This is a genomic window from Plantibacter sp. MMLR14_011 (assembly GCF_001865025.1).
In the GTDB taxonomy this organism is placed as follows: Bacteria; Actinomycetota; Actinomycetes; order Actinomycetales; family Microbacteriaceae; genus Plantibacter; species Plantibacter flavus_A.
The window spans coordinates 495,132-516,352 of sequence record NZ_MJGW01000001.1 but is presented as its reverse complement, the minus strand read 5'-3'; the positions used below and the strand labels follow the sequence as shown (position 1 = coordinate 516,352).

Here is a 21,221-nt window from a genome sequence, read left to right as displayed (position 1 = left end):
CCGATAACGGTCGGTAGGCGGTTTCGGAGCATGGAGGTTTCGGGTGACAGTTTCGGTTGGCGTCTGCACGGCGTGTCGCAGGCCTCGGCGCCGAGCGCCCACGCTGCTCCGAAAACGATCGATTGTGAGTGCACTAGTTGAACGATAGGTCGTTCCGTCGAGCGGAGGTCTCGGGTGAACGCTTGGGGCGACATCGATACGGTGTGTCGCTCACCCGACAGCCGGGCTCCTGCTGCATCCAGAGACGACAGCACATCGCACGCGGTGTCGGCGGCTAGTCATCCGAGCGAGTTCGGCGATGAACGAAGAGATCATGACGGTTACCCTCGTCGTCTAGATACTCTGTGACAAGCTCCTCGCCCCAGGTCTCGCGGCCAGGTATCTGAAGGCCGGTCAGAGGACTGTCGCTGGTGTGATGGACGATCCAACGTTCTGCCTGCCCCGCAACTCTGCGATTCACGAACTCGACGAGCGAATCCTGCGTGTTTGGCAGCCCGCTAGCGACCATGTCAAAGCCAGGCTCGCGAAACTGCAGAACGAGGCGGGGACCGAGCGGCACCCAAACAATCGGAGCGGTCGCGTATCCAACTGGAGCATCGTCAGGTGTCCACCAACAGACCGGCTCGTCACTAGTCAACACAGCTACACGAGATGTCCTCAGCAATCCCAATCTCTTCCCCGCCAAGTACTGCTGCAGCCCGACATCGTCTGTGTCTGGATCACCAAGCGCCATCCTCAGGCTCTCCTGAACAAGGATCGCTTGGGGCGGTACCAGCCGCGGGAATCCCCGCCCCTTCATTGACTCAACGAACTTCTCGACATCGTGAGAGCTCGATGGCAGTCCCTGATCAGACAACCAGGATCGCACTCTGACTTCGTCCAGGCTTGCCAAAACCATCATGCGCGCATGGTGCGTGGCGATTGACGCAAAATCGTCTCGCCAACGCTTACCTCGCACAGTTTGTAGCGCAGTGAACTGGATCAGGCGGTACCAGTCCTCCTTGTCAGGTTCTGACCCCGGTTTCTGGAGTTTATGGAGCGTAGCCGCGATGGCGCCCTCAACTTCGGCCAGCGCAGACTCTATAGCTTCGGGGTCGTGGGTCAAGCGGTCATCCTCGCGAGCGAGGTCCTCGGTCTCGATACGGTAGAACCCTCGCTCCCTGAGCGCCTTGCGAATGGAAGCTTTGAATGGAACTTCTGGATGGTCCCGGTCAACCTGAATGACGAGCCCAGCGGCATCTGCAAAGTTGCGCAGGTACATCTTGGGAACGGTGTGATGCTGCCGAACTGTCATGTACAAAGTATTCAGGACGATCCCGGCTCGCGCCATTGAGTCGGCTCAGTGTCTTTCAAGCCCCGATGACCGTCCAGGTCTGGGCGAGGATACGTTCACAGGATCTCGACTTTGCTCATATCGATGGTGAGGTGCGGGTCGTGGTGTGCTTTTGTACCTGTACGGGCCACGGTGGTTTCCCGATTACGTCAGCGCCGATCTCCTGGTGCGAGTAGAAATATGCCCGGCGTCGACGCGCCGAGCCTGTAGACAACTCACTCAGAATATGCACAATACATATATCTTATGCAATCTATTGATTCCGTACCGGCCTCACCCATACCGACAAGCGGATCCCTCACGAGACACCTGGACAGAACGCTGCGTCCGCTATGTCTGCAAGCGAGCGGTAACATAGTTGGTGAACGTCGAGGTGTCGGCATAGTAGTTCGGGTAGGCGGCTTGCAGCTGGCTGATGCGAGCGATATAGACAAGAACTACGTGGAGGTCGTCGTCGTCGAGTGCTTCAAGTTCAGCTAGCCGTGACTCAGCATCAGCCATTCGCTCATGAACTGCGACAGTCAGCGTCCCGGCCGACCGGCGAAGTTCCAAATTTAGAGTGTTACGTCGATCGCTAGTGCGTGATCGCCGACAATGGCCGCGTACCCGCGACGGCGATCTACGATGCCCAGCTGGGCTTCAAGTTCACGCATCTCAGCTATCAGTGCTCCAGGAAGCCCTTCGGCACCTGGCACGGCGTCCACCTGCTCTTCTGCGGCCATGAATGAGCTGACCACGACGAAGAATCGAATGACTGGTCTGAGCGGGAGTTTGAAGCTAGTCGTGTGGTCGCGCCTGACAAAGGGGAACCCTCCGCTGATGATCCACCGACAGTGCCTTGATTGGGGCTGTCAGCGGTAAGGCGTCGAGCTCCGTAAGATCTTCACCCCACCGTATCCGTACGCGTCTAGCAAGGCGCGGAGAGTTACCTCTGCATCGTCTTCGCCTCGAGTTGGGCCAATTCGAATAGAGCGAATCGGTAGCAACCCTGTTTCGTCTCGCGCGATGCCACGCCAGTGTTGGCGGTCCGGGTTCCCTCTACTCGCTGCGACCTCCACATAAGGAGTGATCCCAAATCGCCCAACGCGGTGAAGTACAAATCGCCACCATGGATCCACTCGCCAGGTTGAACGCACTTCAACCTCATCGCTGAACCCGGGCTGTTTGAAGAAGACCGTGGGATCGAGTCCTCCCTGATAGTCCGAAAACATGATGTAAAAAGATCCCTCCGCGGACTTCTTGAGACCGCCGATGATCTCCTCGAGTTCAACTTCAACAACACGGCTGGTGTCTCGCAGATACTCCACCTTCCCCCAGCCGCTTACGAGTACTGACGCCGCGTCGGGATCGTACATCTGGGCGAAGTGCCCGGGTTCGACTTCTTCTTGAGCGTTCTCGTAGTAGCCGGGTGGTGGTTCGGGGTGTTGTTCGGCGTCGTTCTGAATCACTGGCCACAAAGAGACGCTCGGGTCGAGGTCGATGGCGTATTCAGCTTCGGCGCCGGCTCCGTAGCTTCTCCACAGTGTGAGCGAGTCACCGTCGAGGGCAGCGGAGAGCAGGAAGACGGAGATCGGCGTCGGGTCCCTGTCGATCCCCATTTTGGCAAGCAGCTTTAGCTGCCATTCTTCGAGTTGCGGCCTTCGTCGGTCCAGGGCGCGACGTATGGCATCCCGCCCCTCTCGAATCTCGTTTCGATCGTTCATGTACGCCGCGGAAGTCGCCCAGATGCGATGGCGCCTGACGATTTCTAGGAGCCCATGTGCGGTTGTGTAGTGCCATGCATGCTCAGGAGTTTCCACGACGACAGCCTATGTTGCGAGCCTCGATCGACCGGGATGCCGGTGGAAACATCGTCGGCACCTACGGCGCGAGCCTTGGGAACCCAACCGACTAGCTCTAGATCAGCGCGGCCTGATGTAGTTGAGCCGGGACGTCACCAGACCCTCGCGCTGTTTCGACGTCGAAGGCACAGGCGCCGGAGTTGCGATCACAAGCGACATGGCTCGAAGTCTCAACGGCTAGGCGCAACGCGCTCCGCCCACAGCTGGAACACGCCGGGGAGCTCGCCCCAGAAGCCGTTGAAGTTCCAGGACTGCTGTTCCGCTCGTTCATAGACGAAGGTCACAAGCTCTACGATTTGAGAATCGCTCAAGTTCGGAAAGAGTATGTGTCGCGCAGTCTCATTGGTTGCGATCAGTTCAAACGCAGGATCGGCTCGATATTGGTTGAGTTCGGAGCTGCTGGGGTAGAAGTCCATTGTGCCGGGACGCGTCGTAGCAGATTGCGCAATGATGCACCACAAAATATCGAACTGACAAAGGCTGTCGAGCACGATATCACTTACCTCCATGCCATCAGGTAAATCGGGGCGGAGCTGTGGAACGTCGAGTGCGACTAGCCGTGCGCGCGAGATGACTGCCGCTCCCGCAAGGTCTTCTGCGCGTTCGTCATCCGGCGGTGTGAGCACGTCAGCCCGCGCGGCTTGTGTGATTGCATGACGCAGCCAGGAAGCATACCCATAGCTTGCCGTCACTTGGTAGCGATGAAGCACAAGCGCGCGAAGCTGGGACCACTTCTCGCGGCGGACGGCGAGGCTCCCGAGAGTATATAGACGAACTAGAACATCAAGCCAGGCTGTTGCGCGCCTTATTTCGGATGGATTGGTGGCGTCTGCAATTCGAGGTATCCCGCTGTAATACCGGGCTAGCGCATCCATCACATGGTTGAACTGAGCTTCCGTGCCGTAGAGCATGGCTGCTGCAGCGAGAACGAAAACGCGATCGAGAACAAGACGAGCATCTTCATATTCGGATCCCGACACTCGAACCTGCAGATCCCCGAGAGTCGGTATCAGGAATTGATCCATTCGTGCAATGCTGCCTGACTCGATGAGTATCGTCGCCGCTGCTACGAATGTCGTCAGCTCCATTCCTGCATCGATGGGAGCGGTAGGTTCTCCGCCGCGTTCTGCCTGTTCCAGCAGGCCCACAACTCGTCCCATGAGTGCGTCGGCCCCTCGACGAGCGTCAGCCTCAATTTTGGCTCGGTAGCGCCCCAGGATTCGCTCCCAATAAAGTGCGCCAAGGACGTCGGTTGTCGTCCCGTTGCGTATGACTACCTGACCAATGCGGAGGACTGATTTAGGGCGTGATGCGCCCGCGGGGGTGTACTCGCCGTGCTTCGTGACGACCAGCGGGAACAGTCCCGGCGGTGGTCCGGCGTAGATGAGCGCCACCTTACGGGTACTGCCAGTTGCCACGGGGAAATCGTGGACAGCACTTCGTATATCTACCCGGCCGTCAACGTACGCTGAGACTTTCTGCGTCAGTGCTGCTGAATCGAAGTGCTTCGGAGTGATTTCGGGCTGGTCAGCGGCCACTGCACCATCGTCATTGACACCGACGATGACGTACCCGCCATTTTCGAGCGACATCATTGCTATCAGGTCCTTGACATGCTCGACCTGATGCTTAGGATTCGAGAAGTCGATGGTCGCCTTGAAGTCCAGAGCTTCCTGCTCGGCACCAAGCTCAAGAAGCTCACGAAGCTTCTCCATGTCGACTCGGCCGTCGACGAACGCATCCCCTGAAATTGGCATAAGCGAACGATATCGATCCTGAGACCTGGCGTCGACCGGTCTGGCTGCTGAGAGACCTGGCAGCTGTAATGGCATCACGCCTGCCTGCGACGCCAGCTAGCGTGGCAGCAGCAGCTAGGGAACAGGCCCAGGCGCGTTTGGGACGGACAGCAGCGCATCGCTGTACCGTCTAGAGGCAGTCAAGACGTACTCACGGTTGATCACAGTCACCCATCCGCCAGCGATGCCCAGAGCTGCGATGCCTGCTGCTGTAGGCAGCCACCAGTTGATCTCCCACACGCCGTAAACCCCGGCCAGAGCCACCAGCACGCTTGCAGTGAAGGTAGCGCCGGCTACAGCGATGCCCGCGGGCTTGGCGCCGTAGAGATTTCGGGCTGTGCCATATTGAACTAACTCCGAATAGACGCGGGGATACCGAACGTGGTCCCGTGTCATCTCCCGGAGTCGCGCCGCCGCGTCCTTGTAGATCTCATCCGCCGCATGTGGATCCTGCTGCTCTTCAGATCGCGTGGGGAGCTGAAGGCCGCACATCGACTGAATTCTGCGGTGCAAGCGCTCCACGGAGGGGTCAGATTGTCCCTCCCATCGCAGACCTTGAATGGTGGTGCTACCACCCCAGGACGACCACAAGGAGGCTTGGATCTTGTTGCCACGATCGCGAACGAGTCGCATCGCGACGACATGAAAACCGGCAGCAGCCGCGATGGTGATCACCGAGCGAACGAGGTCACCGATGTCCTGGGCTTGGAAGGTGAGCAGAGCGAAGATGGTCAGCGGTGCCAGAACGGCACCCGAGGGGCCAAGTTGTGTTGCCCGCTCGTACGAATGATCCACAGAGCTCTACTGATCCGGATCGAGCCAGGTCAACGGGGTGAGTGGTGTCCAACTGGGTCGCGGGTTCGCGTTTCGTTGCCACCTGATGACCTGGCCTCTAGTGGCACATACGGAGTAACCGCGTCGGGTGAAGGCGTTCGCGACTTCGGGGCGCGGAAAATCGTCTGCTTCCTTGCCGACGCTCACGAACACAGTTCGCTGACCTGTAGCACCAACCACCGGACCGGCAATCCGGTTCATGATTTCGGTTGTGAGGTTGTGGCGAGAACCGTGATGCGGAACGTCGATGAACGCCGGAACCCCGATAGCGCTCCGTCCGGACGCCTCCAGGAAATTCGCTGCACGCTCCAGCGCCGGCGCTCCAGCGTCTCCGGTCAGGAGCACTCGATAACCCTCAACTTGAATGTCGAGGACGACACTTGAGTTGTTGCGCGCTGTTGTTCCGCCGTTGTCGGTAAGGGTTCCTTCACCCGGATCGTTGCCCACGGACGCGAGAGCGCCTCGCAGAGCCGCAGCAGACGCTTTCAGGACCGACCAAGCTTTCCTTGCTAGAGAGTCCTCGGTGACCTGGTCTCCTAGAAGAGACTTGTAGTAGTCCTGCGTTGGTCCTGCGACTCTGATGGCATCCGAGAAGAACGCCGCGCCCGCGAACGCGCTGGTCGTGATGCTCGTCCCCTTGCTCTGAGCGAGCTTGATGAGATCGTTGACCTTCGCGGATTTAACATCGTCGGAAGTGTATCCGTGGGCCGAGGGCTGGTGGATAAGCAGCTCTCCGACCGTGAGCTCGTCCAGCACTCCGAACAAACCGTTGATGTGGTCATCATCGGGGTGGGTGCACACCATGAGATCGATGTGCGATTTGCCGTAGTACTTTCGGACATGCGCAGCGATCTGTGTCGCCGTTTCGTTAAATCCGCCGTCGACCAGAACTACCCGATCGATCATAGTACCCGGTTCGGTAAAATGACACAAGATTGCATCTCCCGTGTTTGTTTTGTCCCCAATCGGGATGAATTCAACTTCGATCACTATCCAGCTCCATCCGTTAGTTTGTTTTTTCAAGGCTAGACCGCGCCGATGACGAGACGGTCTCTTAATGGAGGCAGGATCGAAATACTGCGAGATGCAAACCGGGTGCGAATACTGAGTCGTTCCCGCAGGCGCGGCTCGGTGGCGTGATGCATGGCCCTTCAGTGTCTCCGGACGAGTCAGCAGATCTTCAAGGCTCGGTGTGTAGGAGATTCGCGCGAAAGCGCGCCAGCTGATCGAGGTATTGGGCCGGTGACGCCGCGCCGCTTTGGATTTGCTCAGCCCACTCTGCGAGCTGCGACGCCCAGCGGTTGTAACGCGCGATGAGTTCGCCCCGCGATACCGCGTTGAAAGCAATTCCTTTGCCAGTGGGCGCCCCGGCGCTCCGAGCATCCGGGGGAGGGTTCGATCGTGATTCATACTGGTGCGATGACGGCAGGTACAGCTCCGACGTGGGCCTTGGAGCGCGGGGTCTTCAGCAGCGGCAACGAAACGCTTCGAGCAGCGATCATCCGAGCGGGCGGGACGATCCTCGACTGGAGCGACGCCTGGCTCGCGGACGGTCGACTTCCGGACGTTCCGGGACCAGTGGTGTTCCACGGGTCCCTGGCGAACGCGGACTGGATCGCCCGCGAGGCGCAGTGGCTACCTGGCGCGTTCTGCGCGACCGACCGGTTCGCATGTTCGAGCTGGCACCCGGCGGTGAGAGACCTGCTCCTGACACCGACATCGGTGTTCACGACCGTCTCGGAACTCGTTGCAACCGGCGCACCCGAAGCATTCGGCGACCGCGTCTTCGTTCGCCCCGACAGCCCATTGAAGCCGTTCAGTGGTCGCGTACTCGAGCGTGCATCCATCACGTTGGAGTCTCTCGACTACGGCTTCTACTACGACGACGCAGATCTGCCCGTCATCGTTTCTCCAGTGGTCGACGTGTACGCAGAATGGCGCCTGGTGGTCGTCGGCGGCACCGTCGTCGCCGGCAGCGGATACGCCGCCGACGGGCGCACCGCCGGCGCGTCAATCGAGGCGGACCACCCTGCGCGCCGGTGCGGAGCGAGTGTCCTCGATTCCCTGCCTCTCCCTGAGTCGGCGTTCATCATGGACGTCGGGGACGGGCCGGACGGGCTCCGTCTGATCGAACTCAACCCCTTCAGCGGTGCCGACTTCTACGGGTGCGACTCGGACACCATCGTCGACGCCGTCCACCGCCTCCGGAGCGCAGCCGAGTGAGCCGGAACCAGCGGATCTGAGAAGTGTCACAGCGAAGTCGAAGTCGACCCTGGTGACGGAGATCCCACCTTTCGGAGGCTGATCTTCGTCAGTGAGGTCATCGCCCGTCCCCGCCGCCGCGCTTCGCGCCTACCGCGAAGATCGCCTCACGGGAGATCTGGTTGCGTCGGCTCCACTTGCAGAAGAGATGGGTGCTGCGCAGTGGCACCGGCCGATCGAGGGTGTAGCCCTCACGGCGAAGATCGTCAGCGATTCGTGCGCCGAACCTCGCCTGCCCCACAGGCCACATCCGAATGACACGATCGCGAAAAGACCCAGGAGAATTGCGCCGGGGATCTGCCCGTCCGAGCCTTCGGTCTCTAGCCGTCCCAGCAGCTCCTGAGGACGCAGAAACGGTCCGATGACCTCATACTCTGAGAATCGCACGACTATCGCGCATTGCGGATAGAACGGCTCCACGACAGGGATTCGGCGGTAGGTTTGAGCTCCGGAATTGAGAGGCGCGATGTATCAGAAGATCTTCCAGTCGGGCGGTAGTGCGTTGCCACCAATTCCGATGTTGATCATCGTCGAGCGGGTGCAGTCGGACATCGTCGTCGGACTCCGCGGCCTTGGCTGGTCTCGCTTCGGCGAGGTCGTCAGCAACGCGCCTGGTGCCGTCGACGTCACGCCTACCGAGCTGCGGGTCACGGTCAACGGTGTCTGCCTGCTCAAGCAACGCGATAGCCTGGCGCCGACACCGACTGGCTGGTACGAAGCGGTCGCCTCATTGTCGCAGCGATGCTTGGTCGTCGTCGTTCGATCTGGACAGCTCGGCGCCGCCGATTGCGAGGCAGAACTCGCCCGCCTCATCGGTACCGATCAGGCAGCGTGTGCCCTGATCCCGTTCAGCGCGCACGACTGAACAGTCCCGTCACTCGATTCGACCGGCCGCAGGGGTACCGCCCTGGTGGATGACGCTTTGGGTGATTCAGCAGTCTGAACGCCCTCAACGTCGAGGACGGTGCCATGCATCCCATACGCGTTCAGAACGCGTTCCTCGTCGAGCTTGCGCGCGTCGAGGTGCCTTACATACTCCGCGTGGACGTTCGTGGCCTGAAACGCCGGGTCCGCGTCGATGCCATCCCCACGCGGCGAGGCAACTGCTACGTCTGTGCTCTTTCCGACGCATGAGGCGGTGCCTGATTCGGACTTCAGGTCATCGTCTAGCAGCACGCCCAGGGTTTCAGGGCCGGCCACTAGCTAGTTAGGATTACCTACCCTAACTTTGCTACAGTCGAGACGATCCCCTTCCGCCGAAAGATTGGTCTTCGCTGTGCTCCGCCGGTCCTCCCTCGCTGTCCTCGTCGCCACGTCCGCCCTGCTGCTCGCCTCCTGTGCTTCGACGGGAGCCGCCCCCGAACAGTCCGCCGGCAGCGGCGGCGGCGTCACCCTCGAGCACCCCTCGATTAACGGCTTTGCGATCGACTTCGACACGCAACCGAAGAACATCGTCATGGACTGCTACGCATACAGCTCGCTGCACGAGTATGGCGTCGAGCCCGTCGCTCTTTTCGGATACGAATGCGACAACCCCTTCGTGATGGGCGATGCCGACATCTCCAACATCGAGGTCGTCGGCACCGACGGAGAGATCGATGTCGAGAAGCTCGCCAAACTGCGACCCGACGCCATCATCGGCCAGGGCACGGCCGACGGCTGGAATTGGTTCGACGAAGACGTCAATGCGCAGATCACCCGCGTCGCGCCGTTCGTGCCGCTGCCGAGTAGCGAGACGATCGAAGGGCGCATCGCCGACACCCGCGAGATCGCCGACTTCTTCGGCGGCGACGTGGCCTCCGAGGCGATCGTCCAGTCCGACGAAGACCTGGAGCAGGCAAGGCAAGCATTCAGCGATGCCATCACCGATAAGAAACTGAACCTGATGCTCACGAGCCCCGCCAAGGAGATGCTCTACACCGGCGTCGGCTTCGCGCAAGCTGAACTGCTCGAGGAGCTCGGCGCCACCATCGTCGGCGCCGACGCTCCCAAGACCGGCAACCCGTGGGGCCAGGTCGCGTGGGAGGATGCCTCGACCTACCCCGCCGACATCCTGCTCGTCGAGGGCTACAGCGAAGAATTCTCGTTCAGCTCCGAACTGTGGGACGCGCTTCCCGCCGTGCAGGCCGACCAGTTGGGCGCCTGGAGCTCGAAAGGCGCAATGACCGCCTCGACCTACGCGGCGTGGCTGAACGACGTCGCCGCGCTCGTCTCCTCGTCGACCAAGGTCTCCTGACCTTCCGATGCCCTCGCAGCCCACGGCATCCGTGTCCGCCCCGAACACTTCCCTGTCCGGGGCGGACCCGCGTGCGTCCGCCGCGAGCAATTCGAGCCTACGGCGGTGGATCGGCCTGATCCCGCTGGCGCTCCTATGTCTGGCGGCGCTCGCAGCCAGCATGCTCGTCGGTTCGCGCAGCCTTCCGCCGGCCGATGTGGTGCACGTGCTCTTCCACCCCGACCCCGCCGACGCCATCTCCCAGACGGTCTGGCTCTCTCGCGTGCCGCGCACGGTCCTCGTGCTCGTCGCGGGCGCAGCCCTCGGCGTCGCCGGGGCCCTGATGCAGGCTGTCACCCGCAACCCGATGACCGACCCCGGCATCCTCGGAGTGAACGCAGGCGCATCGCTAGCGGTCGTTGTGGGACTGGCATTCTTCGGGATGACGGACATCTCCCAATACATGTGGTGGTCGTTCGCGGGCGCGATGATCACCTCAGTGCTGGTCTTCATGATCGGCAACACCGGCTCGGCCCGCGGCAACCCGGTGCGCATGACGCTGTCGGGTGTCGCCCTTGGGGCCGTGCTGTCGGGGTTCTCGTCGGCCGTGTTGCTGTCGAACTCCGAGGTCCTGCAGAAGATGCGCGGATGGTCGGCCGGGACCACGGCCTCGCAACCGCTCGACGCGACGCTCGCGATCGTGCCGTTCATCGTCGCAGGATTGATCCTTGCGATGCTCAGCTCACGATCACTCAACCTGCTCTCGCTCGGCGAAGCATCCGCCGTCGCGATGGGAGCCCACCCGAACCGCATCCGGATCGTCGCGCTCGTCGCGATCGCCCTTCTCGCCGGCGGAGCGACCGCGGCGGCCGGACCCATCGGCTTCCTCGGCCTGCTCGCCCCACACATCGCGCGCATGATCGTGGGCCCTCACCAGGGATGGATCCTCGCGTACTCGGTGCTGATCGCGCCCACCGTGATGGGGTTCGCCGATGTGCTGGGCCGTGTCATCACGGCGGGCGAGGTACCGGTTGGCGTCGTCACGGCGTTCATCGGTGCCCCGGTGCTGATCTACATGGTGCGCCGATTCCGGGTCTCGGAGGTATGACGGCGTGACCGAACTCGACTTCGGCCGACGCGTACACCGCATCGGCCCGCACTCGCGGCCATTCCTGCTGGTGGATGGGCTGTCAGCTCGCCTCTGTACCGCCCTCTGGGTCGGCATCGTGCTGCTGGCTGTGTTCGCAGTGTTTTCGGGATCGGCGCAGATATCACCGGTCGAGGCGCTCAGCGCCCTCGTCGGTCAGGGTGACGACTACACCAACATGGTCGTACTCGAATGGCGTGCGCCCCGCATCCTCATGGCCGTGCTGCTCGGTGCGTGCCTGGCGATGAGCGGCGCGATCTTCCAAAACCTCACTGGTAACCCGCTCGGTTCCCCCGACGTAATCGGGTTCCAGACCGGTTCGTACACCGGCGCCCTGATCGTCATGCTGCTCATCGGTGGCGGCTCGGTCGAGACGATGATCGCGGCACTCATAGGCGGCATCGTCACCGCGTTCCTCGTGTTCCTCCTGTCGTCGAAGCAAGGTTCCGTGCGCGGGGTGCGGCTGATCATCGTGGGCATCGGCGTGAGCGCCATGCTCGCGTCGGTGAACGTCTGGATCCTGCTGACGGCAACGGTGGAGGATGCGATCATGGCGAGCCTCTGGGGTGCCGGCAATCTTTCCGGTGTTTCGTGGCCCACATTCGCTGCCGCCTTCGTCGGCTCGGCAGTGTTCATCGTGGCGGCCATCGCGTTGAGCCGGCCGATGCGACTCCTGCAAATCGGGACGCCGTTCGCAACGGCGCTGGGACAGAATGTGCGCGCGGTGCAGGTGTCGGCGATCGTCGTCGGCATCGGCCTCACCGCACTCGCGACGGCGACGGTCGGCCCGATCTCGTTCATCGCACTGGCGGCACCGCAGATCGCCCGGCGCCTCGTGCGCTCCGACGGACTCGCACTAGGGCCCACGGCCGCAGTAGGAGCGTTGCTGCTGTTGCTCGCGGATGTCGTCGCCCAACGCATCCACCCCGATTCGCCCCTGCCCGTCGGCATCGTCACGGTGTCGATCGGCGGACTGTACTTCCTATGGCTACTCCTGCGAGAGGGAAAGAAGAGATGACCCGACTGATCGTCGACGGTGCCGCGCTCGGCTACTCCGACAAGCTGGTCTGCGAAGACGTATCGGTGGATATCCCCGACGGAGCATTCACCGTGATCGTCGGGCCCAACGCCTGCGGCAAGTCCACTCTCCTCAAGAGCCTCACCCGACTCTTACCGCCGACGCGCGGTAGCGTGCTGCTCGACGGCCGCAGCCTGCACAAGATGCCGACCAAACAAGTGGCGCGCGAGGTGGGCCTGCTCCCACAGGGTCCCGTCGCGCCCGACGGCATCCGCGTCGTCGATCTGGTGACGCGGGGACGCTACCCACATCAGCGTCTGTTCGCACCCTGGTCGCCCGACGACGAGACCGCAGTCGCCTCAGCGATGGACTCCACCGGAATCCGGGCGCTTTCCGGCCGCCTCGTCGACGAGCTTTCAGGCGGGCAGCGCCAGCGAGTGTGGATGGCGGTCGCACTGGCCCAGCAGACACCGATCCTGCTGCTCGACGAGCCAACCACCTATCTCGATGTCAGCCACCAGATCGAACTGCTCGAGTTGTGCCGCACACTCAACCGTGTGCAAGGCCATACGCTCGTCGCTGTCCTGCACGATCTCAACCAAGCCGCACGCTACGCCGACCACATCATCGCGATGAAAGACGGTGAGGTCGTCGACACCGGAACCCCGGCCGAGGTCATCACCGAGTCGCTTGTGTCCGAAGTATTCGGACTCGACGCGCGTGTCATCCAGGACCCGGAATCGGGCAGTCCCCTCGTCCTGCCGCGTTGGCCGCACCCCATATAGAGGCGTACTTCCGTTGCCGTTGCCGTTGCCGTTGCCGTTGCCGTTGCCGTTGCCGTTGCCGTGACTATCGATCATGCGCCTGCGTCGGAGCGAGACGAGAACCCAGGAGAGTGTTCCGCCCAACGTCACGCAAGGAAGGGACCCCACACGCGATCAATGACTCACGGTTCCCATAAGTCGTCGTCGACGCACTGCCGCCCGGACTGGCGGTGTAGCTACTCAGGCGATCAAATTCTGAGCCGCACTCGGCGCTCCGCGACATGCGCCACACCTGCGCATCCTTGCTCCTCTCGCAGGGTGTGCAGATGCGTGTCGTCATGGAAATCCTTGGACACTCGAACATGGCGATCACCTCCGACATCTACTCGCACGTCGCTACAGCGACGCTGAAGAGCGCTTCTGCGGCGATGAACTCCGCGCTCGACGCTCGAGGCCCAAGCCTCAACCGACCGCTGTCGTGCGCCGGCGATCGTCGTCGTGCGTGGGCGTTGCTGTCAGCCGTTGCTGTCAGCGTTGCTGTCAATCGGGCCGAAAACCACACCTGACGGCCAAAGCCAGGAGACGTGTGCGGCCGGGTCGGGGCAAGAAAATAGCCGCTGACCTGGGGTGTCCAGGGCAACGGCCGGGTGAAGCTGGTGGAGCCGCCCAAGGGAATCGAACCCTTGACCTTCTCATTACGAGTGAGATGCTCTGCCGACTGAGCTAGGGCGGCGCGTGCGCTGGTCGCCCGGCGCACGAGTATCCATGTTAGCGCAGCTTTTGGACCGTCGTGTACAGCTCGGCGAAAGAACGACGGATCCGCTCGGCGAGGGACCCTGGCGTCGGCGCATCGGCCCAGCAACGCCACGCGTGGCGCAGGCCGGCGAAGCCCACCATCGTCACCATCCAGCAGCGGTCGAACAGCGCCTCGGCGTCCTCCGCGAGCGTCGGGTCGTCGTTCAACACCCGGCGCTCGACGACCTTGTAGAGGCCCTCCTCGAAGCCGCGCATGCTCGCGATCCGCGCACCCAGCAGGTGCGGGTGGTCGCGCAGCACGTCCTTGCGGAGATGGTGGATCTCGACGTCCTCGTCGGCGTCACCGACAGTCCTGGCCAGGAGCTCCCCCAGATCGGTGAGCACGTCGGTGGCAGGCCCCGCGGTCAGGAAGGCGTGCAGGGCGTCGCCGTCAGGGATCAGCGGGATGTCGCCGATCAGCGCTTCCTCCTTCGTCCCGAAGTAGTTGAAGAAGGTCCGCGGCGAGACCTCCGCCCGACGACTCACCTCCTCGACCGTCACGTTCTCGAGCCCCTGCTCACTCGCAAGCGTCAGCACCGCGTGCTGGATCGCCCGACGCGTCGCGAGCCGCTTCCGCTCGCGGAGCCCGAGTTCAGCCGGCGCCGTCATGGTCATCAGGATCCCACCGTCAACTGCACATCGGGTCCTTCGACGGCACCGTGCCGTCGATGAGGTACTGGTCGACTGCCTGGTTCACGCAGTCGCTGCCCTTGTTGTAGCCGGTGTGACCCTCACCCTTGTAGGTGATCAGCTGACCCTTGTCGAGCTGCTCCGCGAGGTTCTGCGCCCAGACGTACGGCGTGGCCGGGTCGTTCGTCGTCCCGACGACGAGGATCGGCGCAGCACCCTTCGCGTGGATCTCCCCACGCTCGGTCCGCGTCTGGTACGGCCAGTTGGCGCAGAACGTGTCGCCGTAGGCCATGTACTCGCCGATCACGGGAGCCGCCTCCTCCAGCTGCTTCGCCTCGTCGGCCATCTTCGTCTTGTCGTCGTCGTAGCTGTAGTCGAGGCAGTTGATCGCGTTGAAGGCCTCGGTCTGGTTGTCGGCGTACTTGCCGGACTCGTTGCGACCGTTGTAGCCGTCGGCGAACTGGAAGGCGATGTCGGTCCCGCCCTGCATGACCTCGTCGAACATCTGGCTGAGGTACGGCCAGGCATCGGCCTGGTACAGCGGGTAGATGATCGCCGTGAGCAGCGTGTTGCCGCCCAGCTCACGTCCGTCGTCGCCGGGGATCGGGTTCGCGTCGACCTCGTCGAGGAGCGTCTTGATCTCGGTCATCGCGCTGTCGACCGAGCCACTGAACGGGCAGTCCTTGCCCGTCATGCAGTCCTCGAGGTAGGCGCGCAGAGCACTCTCGAAGCCCTTGGCCTGCTCCTTGACGACCTCGAAGTTCGACGTCGACGGGTCGATCGCGCCGTCGAGCACGAGGCGCCCGACGTTCTTCGGGAAGAGCTCCGCGTAGGTCGCTCCGAGGAACGTGCCGTACGAGTACCCGAGGTAGTAGAGCTGCTTGTCGCCGACGGCGGCGCGCAGCATGTCGAGGTCCTTCGCGGCGCTCTGCGTGTCGACGAACTCGAGCATCTTGCCCGTCTCCTCCGCACACGCGTCGCCGAAGTCCTTCGCGGCCTTCTCGTTCGCGGCGATCCACTCGTCGGAACCGCGCTTCCCCGGCGTGACGTCGTACAGGTAGGCGTCCATCTCCGAGTCGGTCAGACATTTCACCGGCGTCGACTTCCCGACACCGCGGGGGTCGAAGCCGACGACGTCGAAGTTCTCCTGGAGGTCCTTGTCGACCGCGAAATCGAGGCTGTCGGCGACGAGGCTGTAACCGGAACCACCCGGGCCGCCGGGGTTCATGAAGAGCGAGCCGATCGGCTTGCCGTTCGTGGCCTGGTGCCGCACGAGCGCCAGGGAGAGTTCGCCGTCGGAGGGGTTGTCCCAGTCGATGGGCGCCTTCGCCGTGGCGCACTCGAAGCCGTCGGCACAGCCGCTGGTCTTCCAGTCGAGTTTCTGCTCGTAGAAGGGCTTCAGCTCGGCGTCGACGTCGCTCGTCGCCGGCGAGGAGGACGACGTCGTCGGCTCGGCGGCCTTCGGCGGCAGGAAGGCGGTTACGCACCCGCTCAGGGTGAGCGCCGCGACCGCGAGACCGGCCACCAGGGCGACCCGCGCCGTACGGCGCGCACCGGGACCCCTGCGACGGGGCGCACCGGTCGATCCCGTCGAGTCCGACGGCTGCTGCCTGGGCGAAGTCACAGAGGCTCCCTACCGGACCGCCGACACGAGCATGGCCTCCAAGGCCAGCGCCGGGGCGACGTTCCCTTCGATTCGTGTGCGGGCGACGGAGATCGCCTCCAAGGTTTCGATCGTAACCGCAGGCGTCGTCCGGCGAGCGGCTTCCTCGAGTTCCGGACGCAATTCACGGTTGATGATCGTGGCGTCGTGCCCCAGCTGCAGGAGCACGATGTCGCGGTACAGCGAGAGCAGGTCGACCATGATCCGGTCGAGGCCATCGCGCAGGCTGCGGGTGGCGCGCCGCTTCTGGTCCTCCTCCATCGCCCGCACCTGCGAGCGGAGGGCCGGCGGGACCGATTGACCGGGCTCGACGCCGAGCGAGCGCAGGGTGCTCTCCCGCTCGGCCTCGTCGCGCAGCGAGGTGTACGCCTTCGCATCGTCGCCCGCCAGCTCGAGGAGGCGGCCAGCGGTGACGACCGCCTGGCCGGCGCTACGGATGTCGAGCACGGCACGGAGCGTGGACTCACGGCGCTGCCGCGCGCCGGGGTCGGTCGCGAGGCGGTGGGCCATGCCGACGTGGCTCTGCGCCTCGCGGGCGGCGCGTTCGGCGAGCTCGGGCGCCACGCCGTCCCGCCGTTCCAGCAGCTCGGCGACGTCGTCGATGGTGGGGACGCCGAGGCGGACCGAGCGGACGCGCGACCGGATGGTGGGCAACAGGTCGGCCTCGCTCGGCGCGCACAGCACCCAGATCGTGCTGCTCGGCGGTTCCTCGAGCGACTTCAGCAGCAGGTTGGAGGTGCGCTCGGTCATGCGGTCGGCGTCCTCGACGACCATGACGCGGAAGCGACCGACGGACGGCGCGCGGTAGGCGTTCCGGACGAGGTCGCGGACCTCGTCGATCGTGATGATCACGCGATCGGTGCTCAGCGCGGAGAGGTCGGGGTGGGTGCGCGCCTCCACCTGACGACGGGTGACGTCGTCGCCCCCGGGCTCGCGGCTGAGGAGCGCGGCGGCGAAGGCGTAGGCGAGGGTCGAGCGACCGGAACCGGGCGGCCCGGTGATGAGCCAGGCGTGGGTGAGGCCCTTGGGCGTGATCGGGTCCGACGCCGACTGGAGGAGCTCGATCGCGTCGCGTTGACCCGTCAAGTCGGTCCAGGAAGCCATGCGACTACGATACCGGGCGGTACCGACGTGAGCCGGCGGGGTCAGTGCCGGTCACCGAGCCGACCCACCGGTCACTGAGCTGCTCCACCGGTCACTGAGCTGCTCCACCGGTCATTGAGCTTGTCGAAGTGCCGACCCCTCACGCTCGCCCTTCGACAGGCTCAGGAACCGGAAGGGCATGCGCACGAAGACCGGAAGGGCGCGCGCTCCGGGACCGGAAGGGCGCGGGCTCAGGGACCGGGACGGTGTGCGCTCAGAGGAGCGGCGCGATGCGGGCCTGGATGTCGGCGGCCAGTCGCTCGGGTGGGAGCGCGGCGTCGACGACGAGGAACCGCTCGGGCTCCGCGGCCGCGAGGGCGAGGAACGACTCCCGCACCCGGGTGTGGAAGTCCTGCGCCTCGGCCTCGAGCCGGTCGAAGCGCTTGTTGGCGTTGTCGAGACGGCCGCGGGCGACGGCGACGTCCAAGTCGAGCAGGACGGTCACGTCGGGCAGGAGGTCCTCGGCGGCCCAGAGCGAGATGTCGCGGATCTGCTGGGCGTCGAGCACGCGTCCGCTGCCCTGATAGGCGACGGACGAGTCCAGGTACCGGTCCTGCAGGACGACCTCGCCCCTCGCGAGAGCCGGGCGCACGACGGTGGCGATGTGGTGTGCGCGGTCCGCCGCGTAGAGCAGGGCCTCGGCACGCGGGCTGATGTCGCCTCGGTGATGCAACACGATCTCGCGGATCTCGACACCGAGCTCACTGCCGCCCGGCTCGCGGGTCCGGACGACCGTCCGCCCCTGCTGCTCGAACCAGTCGCTCAACAGCCGCGCCTGCGTCGATTTCCCGACGCCGTCGCCGCCCTCGAGGGTGATGAACAGGCCCCGAGGGCGTCCTCCCGCGCTCACGTGACGGCGTCGGCCTTCGCCGCAGCCGCCTTGTTCGCGGCGCGCGTCGCGGCAGCCTTCTTCGCCGCTTCCGAACGGGCGGTCGACGTGGCCGTCGCGGACTTCGTGGCCGTCGCCTTGGCGGTCCCCGTCTTCGCGGCGGCGGTCTTCTTGGCCGGAGCCTTCTTCGCGGGTGCCTTCTTCGCGGGAGCCTTGCGACCGGCCTTCGGCTTCGCCGGGCCCTTCGCACGCTTGTCCGCCAGGAGCTGGACCGCTCGCTCGAAGTCGACGTCCTCGACCTGCTCGCCGCGAGGGATCGTCGCGTTGGTCACGCCGTCCGTCACGTACGCGCCGAACCGGCCGTCCTTGATCTTGATCGGCTTCCCGCTCTCGGGGTCGGCCTCGAACTCCTTGAGGGCGCTCGACGCCTTCCTGGCTCCGTACTTGGGCTGGGCGAACAGCTCGACGGCACCGGCGAGGTCGACCGCGAAGATGTCGTCCTCGGAGGTGAGCGACCGGGTGTCGGTGCCCTTCTTCAGGTACGGACCGTAGCGGCCGTTCTGCGCGAGGATCTCCTCGCCCGACTCGGGGTCGGCGCCGACGACCCGCGGCAGGTCGAGGAGCTTGAGCGCGGTCTCGAGGTCGATGGTCGCGAGGTCCATCGACTTGAAGAGCGACGCGGTGCGGGGCTTCTCGACTGCCGCCTTCTTCTTGGCGGGGGCCTTCTTCTTGGCGCCCACAGCAGGTTCGGTCACCTCGCCGGTCGCCGTGTCGACGGAGAGCTCCGCCTCGGGCTCCGGGTCGACCTCGGTGATGTACGGGCCGAAGCGTCCGTCCTTCGCGACGATCTCCTTACCGGTCGTCGGGTTCACGCCGATGACGCGGTCGCCGACGACGGGTGCGTCGATGAGCTCGTGCGCCTTCGCGGGCGTCAGCTCATCGGGTGCGAGGTCCTCGGGCAGGTTGACCCGACGCGGCGTCGGGGCTTCCTCCCCCTCGGCCGGCGGCGGACCGTCGGGTGTGACCTCGAGGTACGGGCCGTACTTGCCGATCCGGAGCGTGACGCCGTCGTCGATGACGATCGAGTTGATGCGGCGGGCGTCGATGTCGCCGAGGTTGTCGATGACCTGACGCAGGCCGCGGCCTGAGTCGTCACCGAAGTAGAAGCCCTTGAGCCAGTCGACGCGGTCGACCGAGCCGCCGGCGATCCGGTCGAGGTCGTTCTCCATCTCTGCGGTGAAGTCGTACTCGACGAGCTCCTCGAAGTACTCCTCCAGGAGACGGACGACGCTGAACGCCACCCAGCTGGGGATGAGCGCCTGACCGCGCTGCGTCACGTAGCCGCGGTCGATGATCGTGGAGATGATCGATGCGAACGTGGACGGTCGGCCGATGCCGAGCTCCTCGAGCCGCTTCACCAGGCTGGCCTCCGTGTAGCGCGGGGGCGGCGAGGTCTCGTGCCCCTTCGCCTCCGGGTCCTCGATGCCGAGCTGCTGGCCTTCGGTGAGGGGCGGCAACTTCGCCTCGGACGCGTCGTCCTGGGAGTTGCGGTCCTCGTCCTGGCCTTCTTCGTAGGCGGCGAGGAAGCCACGGAAGGTGATGACGGTGCCGGAGGCGGTGAACTCGGCGCGGCCGACGTCGGTCTTCGACTCGAGCGTGATCGTCGCCGTGGAGCCCTTCGCGTCGGCCATCTGGCTTGCGACCGTGCGCTTCCAGATCAGGTCGTACAGCTTGAAGTCGTTGCCGCGGAGCGTCGAGGCGAGCGAGGACGGCGTGCGGAACGTGTCGCCCGAGGGACGGATCGCCTCGTGCGCCTCCTGAGCGTTCTTGCTCTTGCCGCTGTAGAGGCGCGGCTTGTCGGGCACCGTCTCGGCGCCGTAGAGGGCAGCAGCCTGCTTCCGGGCCGCGTCGATCGCCTGCTTGCTCAGCGACGGCGAGTCGGTACGCATGTAGGTGATGTAGCCGTTCTCGTACAGCGACTGCGCGACGCTCATCGTCTGGCGAGCGGAGAACCGGAGCTTGCGACCGGCCTCCTGCTGGAGCGTGGAGGTCGTGAAGGGAGCCGCCGGACGGCGGGAGTACGGCTTGGACTCGACGGAGAGGACGGTCGCCTTCGACTGCTCGAGTGCGCCGGCGAGCGCCGTGGCCCGCTGTTCGTCGAGCGGGACGGCACTGCCCTTGAGCTGTCCGAGGTCGTCGAAGTCGCGGCCGGTGGCGACGCGGTCGCCGTCGAGCCGGACGAGACGTGCGGTGAAGGGTGCTCCGGTGGCGTCTGCTTCGGGGAGGAAGCGGGCGATGACGTCCCAGTAGGAGGCGGCGCGGAAGGCGAGGCGCTCGCGCTCCCGGTCGACGACGAGTCGGGTGGCGGCGGACTGCACGCGTCCGGCGCTCAGTCCGGGGCCGACCTTGCGCCAGAGCACGGGCGAGATCTCGTACCCGTAGAGACGGTCGAGGATCCGGCGGGTCTCCTGGGCGTCGACGAGGTCGGTGTCGAGGGGCCGCGTCTTGTCCTTCGCGGCGAGGATGGCATCCTTGGTGATCTCGTGGAAGACCATGCGACTGACGGGGACCTTGGGCTGCAGGACCTGCAGGAGGTGCCACGCGATGGCTTCGCCTTCGCGGTCCTCATCAGTCGCGAGGAGGAGTTCGTCAGCGTTCTTGAGTGCGCGCTTGAGGTCCGCGACGGTCTTCTTCTTCGCGTCGGAGACGACGTAGTACGGCTCGAAGCCGTTGTCGACGTCGACCGAGAACTTGCCGAGCGAGCCCTTCTTGAGCTCGGCGGGAAGGTTCTTCGGCTCGATGAGGTCGCGGATGTGACCGACCGAGGACAGCACCTCGTAGTCGTCACCGAGATATCCGGCGATCGACTTCATCTTGGTCGGTGACTCTACGATCACGAGTTTCTTGCCTGCCACGAGGCTCCTTCCATCAGGCACACCATACACACGTGC

General features: G+C 64.3%; 18 protein-coding genes, 1 tRNA gene and 1 pseudogene. 8 read left to right on the top strand and 12 right to left on the bottom strand.

Annotated elements, in window-relative coordinates:
• Positions 1 to 274: 274 nt before the first annotated feature.
• Positions 275 to 1,294, bottom strand: a complete 1,020-nt coding sequence (locus BIU99_RS02320; RefSeq protein ID WP_256374737.1) for a DUF4238 domain-containing protein — start codon at positions 1,292 to 1,294, stop codon at positions 275 to 277.
• A gap of 369 nt (positions 1,295 to 1,663) precedes the next feature.
• Positions 1,664 to 1,834: a hypothetical protein gene (locus BIU99_RS19870; RefSeq protein WP_175484335.1), complete on the bottom strand. Its 171-nt coding sequence runs from the start codon at positions 1,832 to 1,834 to the stop codon at positions 1,664 to 1,666.
• An 80-nt stretch (positions 1,835 to 1,914) separates the two neighbouring features.
• Here BIU99_RS19870 and BIU99_RS19865 point away from each other — a divergent pair, with 80 nt between their 5' ends.
• On the top strand, positions 1,915 to 2,061 hold the full coding sequence (locus BIU99_RS19865; RefSeq protein ID WP_175484334.1) for a hypothetical protein: 147 nt from the start codon (positions 1,915 to 1,917) through the stop codon (positions 2,059 to 2,061).
• Between the two features lie 123 nt (positions 2,062 to 2,184).
• Here BIU99_RS19865 and BIU99_RS19640 read toward each other — a convergent pair whose 3' ends face one another.
• The 4 genes from BIU99_RS19640 to BIU99_RS19625 form a co-directional block, all read right to left on the bottom strand.
• Positions 2,185 to 3,132: a hypothetical protein gene (locus BIU99_RS19640; protein WP_139205309.1), complete on the bottom strand. Its 948-nt coding sequence runs from the start codon at positions 3,130 to 3,132 to the stop codon at positions 2,185 to 2,187.
• Positions 3,133 to 3,344: 212 nt separating this feature from the next.
• Positions 3,345 to 4,931, bottom strand: coding sequence for a helix-turn-helix domain-containing protein (locus BIU99_RS19635; protein ID WP_139205308.1), 1,587 nt, complete (start codon positions 4,929 to 4,931; stop codon positions 3,345 to 3,347).
• Positions 4,932 to 5,045: 114 nt separating this feature from the next.
• Complete coding sequence (locus tag BIU99_RS19630) at positions 5,046 to 5,765, bottom strand: hypothetical protein (RefSeq protein ID WP_139205307.1); 720 nt, start codon at positions 5,763 to 5,765, stop codon at positions 5,046 to 5,048.
• Positions 5,766 to 5,771: 6 nt separating this feature from the next.
• On the bottom strand, positions 5,772 to 6,794 hold the full coding sequence (locus BIU99_RS19625) for a ComEC/Rec2 family competence protein (protein ID WP_175484333.1): 1,023 nt from the start codon (positions 6,792 to 6,794) through the stop codon (positions 5,772 to 5,774).
• A 429-nt stretch (positions 6,795 to 7,223) separates the two neighbouring features.
• Here BIU99_RS19625 and BIU99_RS02300 point away from each other — a divergent pair, with 429 nt between their 5' ends.
• The 7 genes and pseudogenes from BIU99_RS02300 to BIU99_RS19275 all read left to right on the top strand — a co-directional run.
• Positions 7,224 to 8,027: an ATP-grasp domain-containing protein gene (locus BIU99_RS02300; protein WP_071259058.1), complete on the top strand. Its 804-nt coding sequence runs from the start codon at positions 7,224 to 7,226 to the stop codon at positions 8,025 to 8,027.
• A gap of 505 nt (positions 8,028 to 8,532) precedes the next feature.
• Positions 8,533 to 8,931, top strand: a complete 399-nt coding sequence (locus BIU99_RS02295; protein ID WP_139205305.1) for a hypothetical protein — start codon at positions 8,533 to 8,535, stop codon at positions 8,929 to 8,931.
• 411 nt (positions 8,932 to 9,342) lie between these two features.
• Positions 9,343 to 10,302, top strand: a complete 960-nt coding sequence (locus BIU99_RS02290) for an ABC transporter substrate-binding protein (RefSeq protein WP_071259354.1) — start codon at positions 9,343 to 9,345, stop codon at positions 10,300 to 10,302.
• Between the two features lie 7 nt (positions 10,303 to 10,309).
• On the top strand, positions 10,310 to 11,389 hold the full coding sequence (locus tag BIU99_RS02285; RefSeq protein ID WP_083397146.1) for an iron chelate uptake ABC transporter family permease subunit: 1,080 nt from the start codon (positions 10,310 to 10,312) through the stop codon (positions 11,387 to 11,389).
• Between the two features lie 4 nt (positions 11,390 to 11,393).
• Positions 11,394 to 12,446: an iron chelate uptake ABC transporter family permease subunit gene (locus tag BIU99_RS02280; RefSeq protein WP_071259051.1), complete on the top strand. Its 1,053-nt coding sequence runs from the start codon at positions 11,394 to 11,396 to the stop codon at positions 12,444 to 12,446.
• Positions 12,443 to 13,231: an ABC transporter ATP-binding protein gene (locus BIU99_RS02275; protein ID WP_071259048.1), complete on the top strand. Its 789-nt coding sequence runs from the start codon at positions 12,443 to 12,445 to the stop codon at positions 13,229 to 13,231. Before BIU99_RS02280 ends, BIU99_RS02275 begins: the two co-directional genes overlap by 4 nt.
• Before the next feature lie 233 nt (positions 13,232 to 13,464).
• Positions 13,465 to 13,776: pseudogene (locus BIU99_RS19275) on the top strand (tyrosine-type recombinase/integrase); the annotation flags it as partial.
• A gap of 91 nt (positions 13,777 to 13,867) precedes the next feature.
• On the opposite strand, the gene BIU99_RS02270 reads toward BIU99_RS19275, so the two are convergent.
• From BIU99_RS02270 to topA, 6 genes are all read right to left on the bottom strand, one after another.
• A tRNA-Thr gene (locus BIU99_RS02270) sits at positions 13,868 to 13,943 on the bottom strand.
• 35 nt (positions 13,944 to 13,978) lie between these two features.
• Positions 13,979 to 14,614, bottom strand: coding sequence for a TetR/AcrR family transcriptional regulator (locus BIU99_RS02265; protein WP_175117477.1), 636 nt, complete (start codon positions 14,612 to 14,614; stop codon positions 13,979 to 13,981).
• Positions 14,615 to 14,633: 19 nt separating this feature from the next.
• Positions 14,634 to 16,259 (bottom strand): alpha/beta hydrolase, encoded by a 1,626-nt coding sequence (locus BIU99_RS02260; RefSeq protein ID WP_083397144.1) that lies wholly within the window; start codon positions 16,257 to 16,259, stop codon positions 14,634 to 14,636.
• 9 nt (positions 16,260 to 16,268) lie between these two features.
• Positions 16,269 to 17,402 carry a DNA polymerase III subunit delta' gene (locus BIU99_RS02255; protein ID WP_064294662.1) on the bottom strand — a complete coding sequence of 378 codons (1,134 nt, stop codon included), beginning with the start codon at positions 17,400 to 17,402 and terminating at the stop codon, positions 16,269 to 16,271.
• Positions 17,403 to 17,655: 253 nt separating this feature from the next.
• Positions 17,656 to 18,291: a dTMP kinase gene (gene tmk, locus BIU99_RS02250; RefSeq protein WP_071259045.1), complete on the bottom strand. Its 636-nt coding sequence runs from the start codon at positions 18,289 to 18,291 to the stop codon at positions 17,656 to 17,658.
• A complete protein-coding gene (topA, locus tag BIU99_RS02245; RefSeq protein WP_256374736.1) occupies positions 18,288 to 21,185 on the bottom strand; it encodes a type I DNA topoisomerase in 2,898 nt (965 codons plus the stop codon). Before topA ends, tmk begins: the two co-directional genes overlap by 4 nt.
• Between the last annotated feature and the right edge of the window lie 36 nt (positions 21,186 to 21,221).

Coding starts and splice junctions, on each gene's coding strand:
- BIU99_RS19870 (WP_175484335.1), bottom strand. CDS start 1,834: ATGGCTGATGCTGAGTCACGGCTAGCTGAACTTGAAGCACTCGACGAC.
- BIU99_RS19635 (WP_139205308.1), bottom strand. CDS start 4,931: ATGCCAATTTCAGGGGATGCGTTCGTCGACGGCCGAGTCGACATGGAG.
- BIU99_RS02300 (WP_071259058.1), top strand. CDS start 7,224: ATGACGGCAGGTACAGCTCCGACGTGGGCCTTGGAGCGCGGGGTCTTC.
- BIU99_RS02320 (WP_256374737.1), bottom strand. CDS start 1,294: ATGACAGTTCGGCAGCATCACACCGTTCCCAAGATGTACCTGCGCAAC.
- BIU99_RS02275 (WP_071259048.1), top strand. CDS start 12,443: ATGACCCGACTGATCGTCGACGGTGCCGCGCTCGGCTACTCCGACAAG.
- BIU99_RS02255 (WP_064294662.1), bottom strand. CDS start 17,402: ATGGCTTCCTGGACCGACTTGACGGGTCAACGCGACGCGATCGAGCTC.
- BIU99_RS02295 (WP_139205305.1), top strand. CDS start 8,533: ATGTATCAGAAGATCTTCCAGTCGGGCGGTAGTGCGTTGCCACCAATT.
- BIU99_RS02285 (WP_083397146.1), top strand. CDS start 10,310: ATGCCCTCGCAGCCCACGGCATCCGTGTCCGCCCCGAACACTTCCCTG.
- BIU99_RS02265 (WP_175117477.1), bottom strand. CDS start 14,614: ATGACGGCGCCGGCTGAACTCGGGCTCCGCGAGCGGAAGCGGCTCGCG.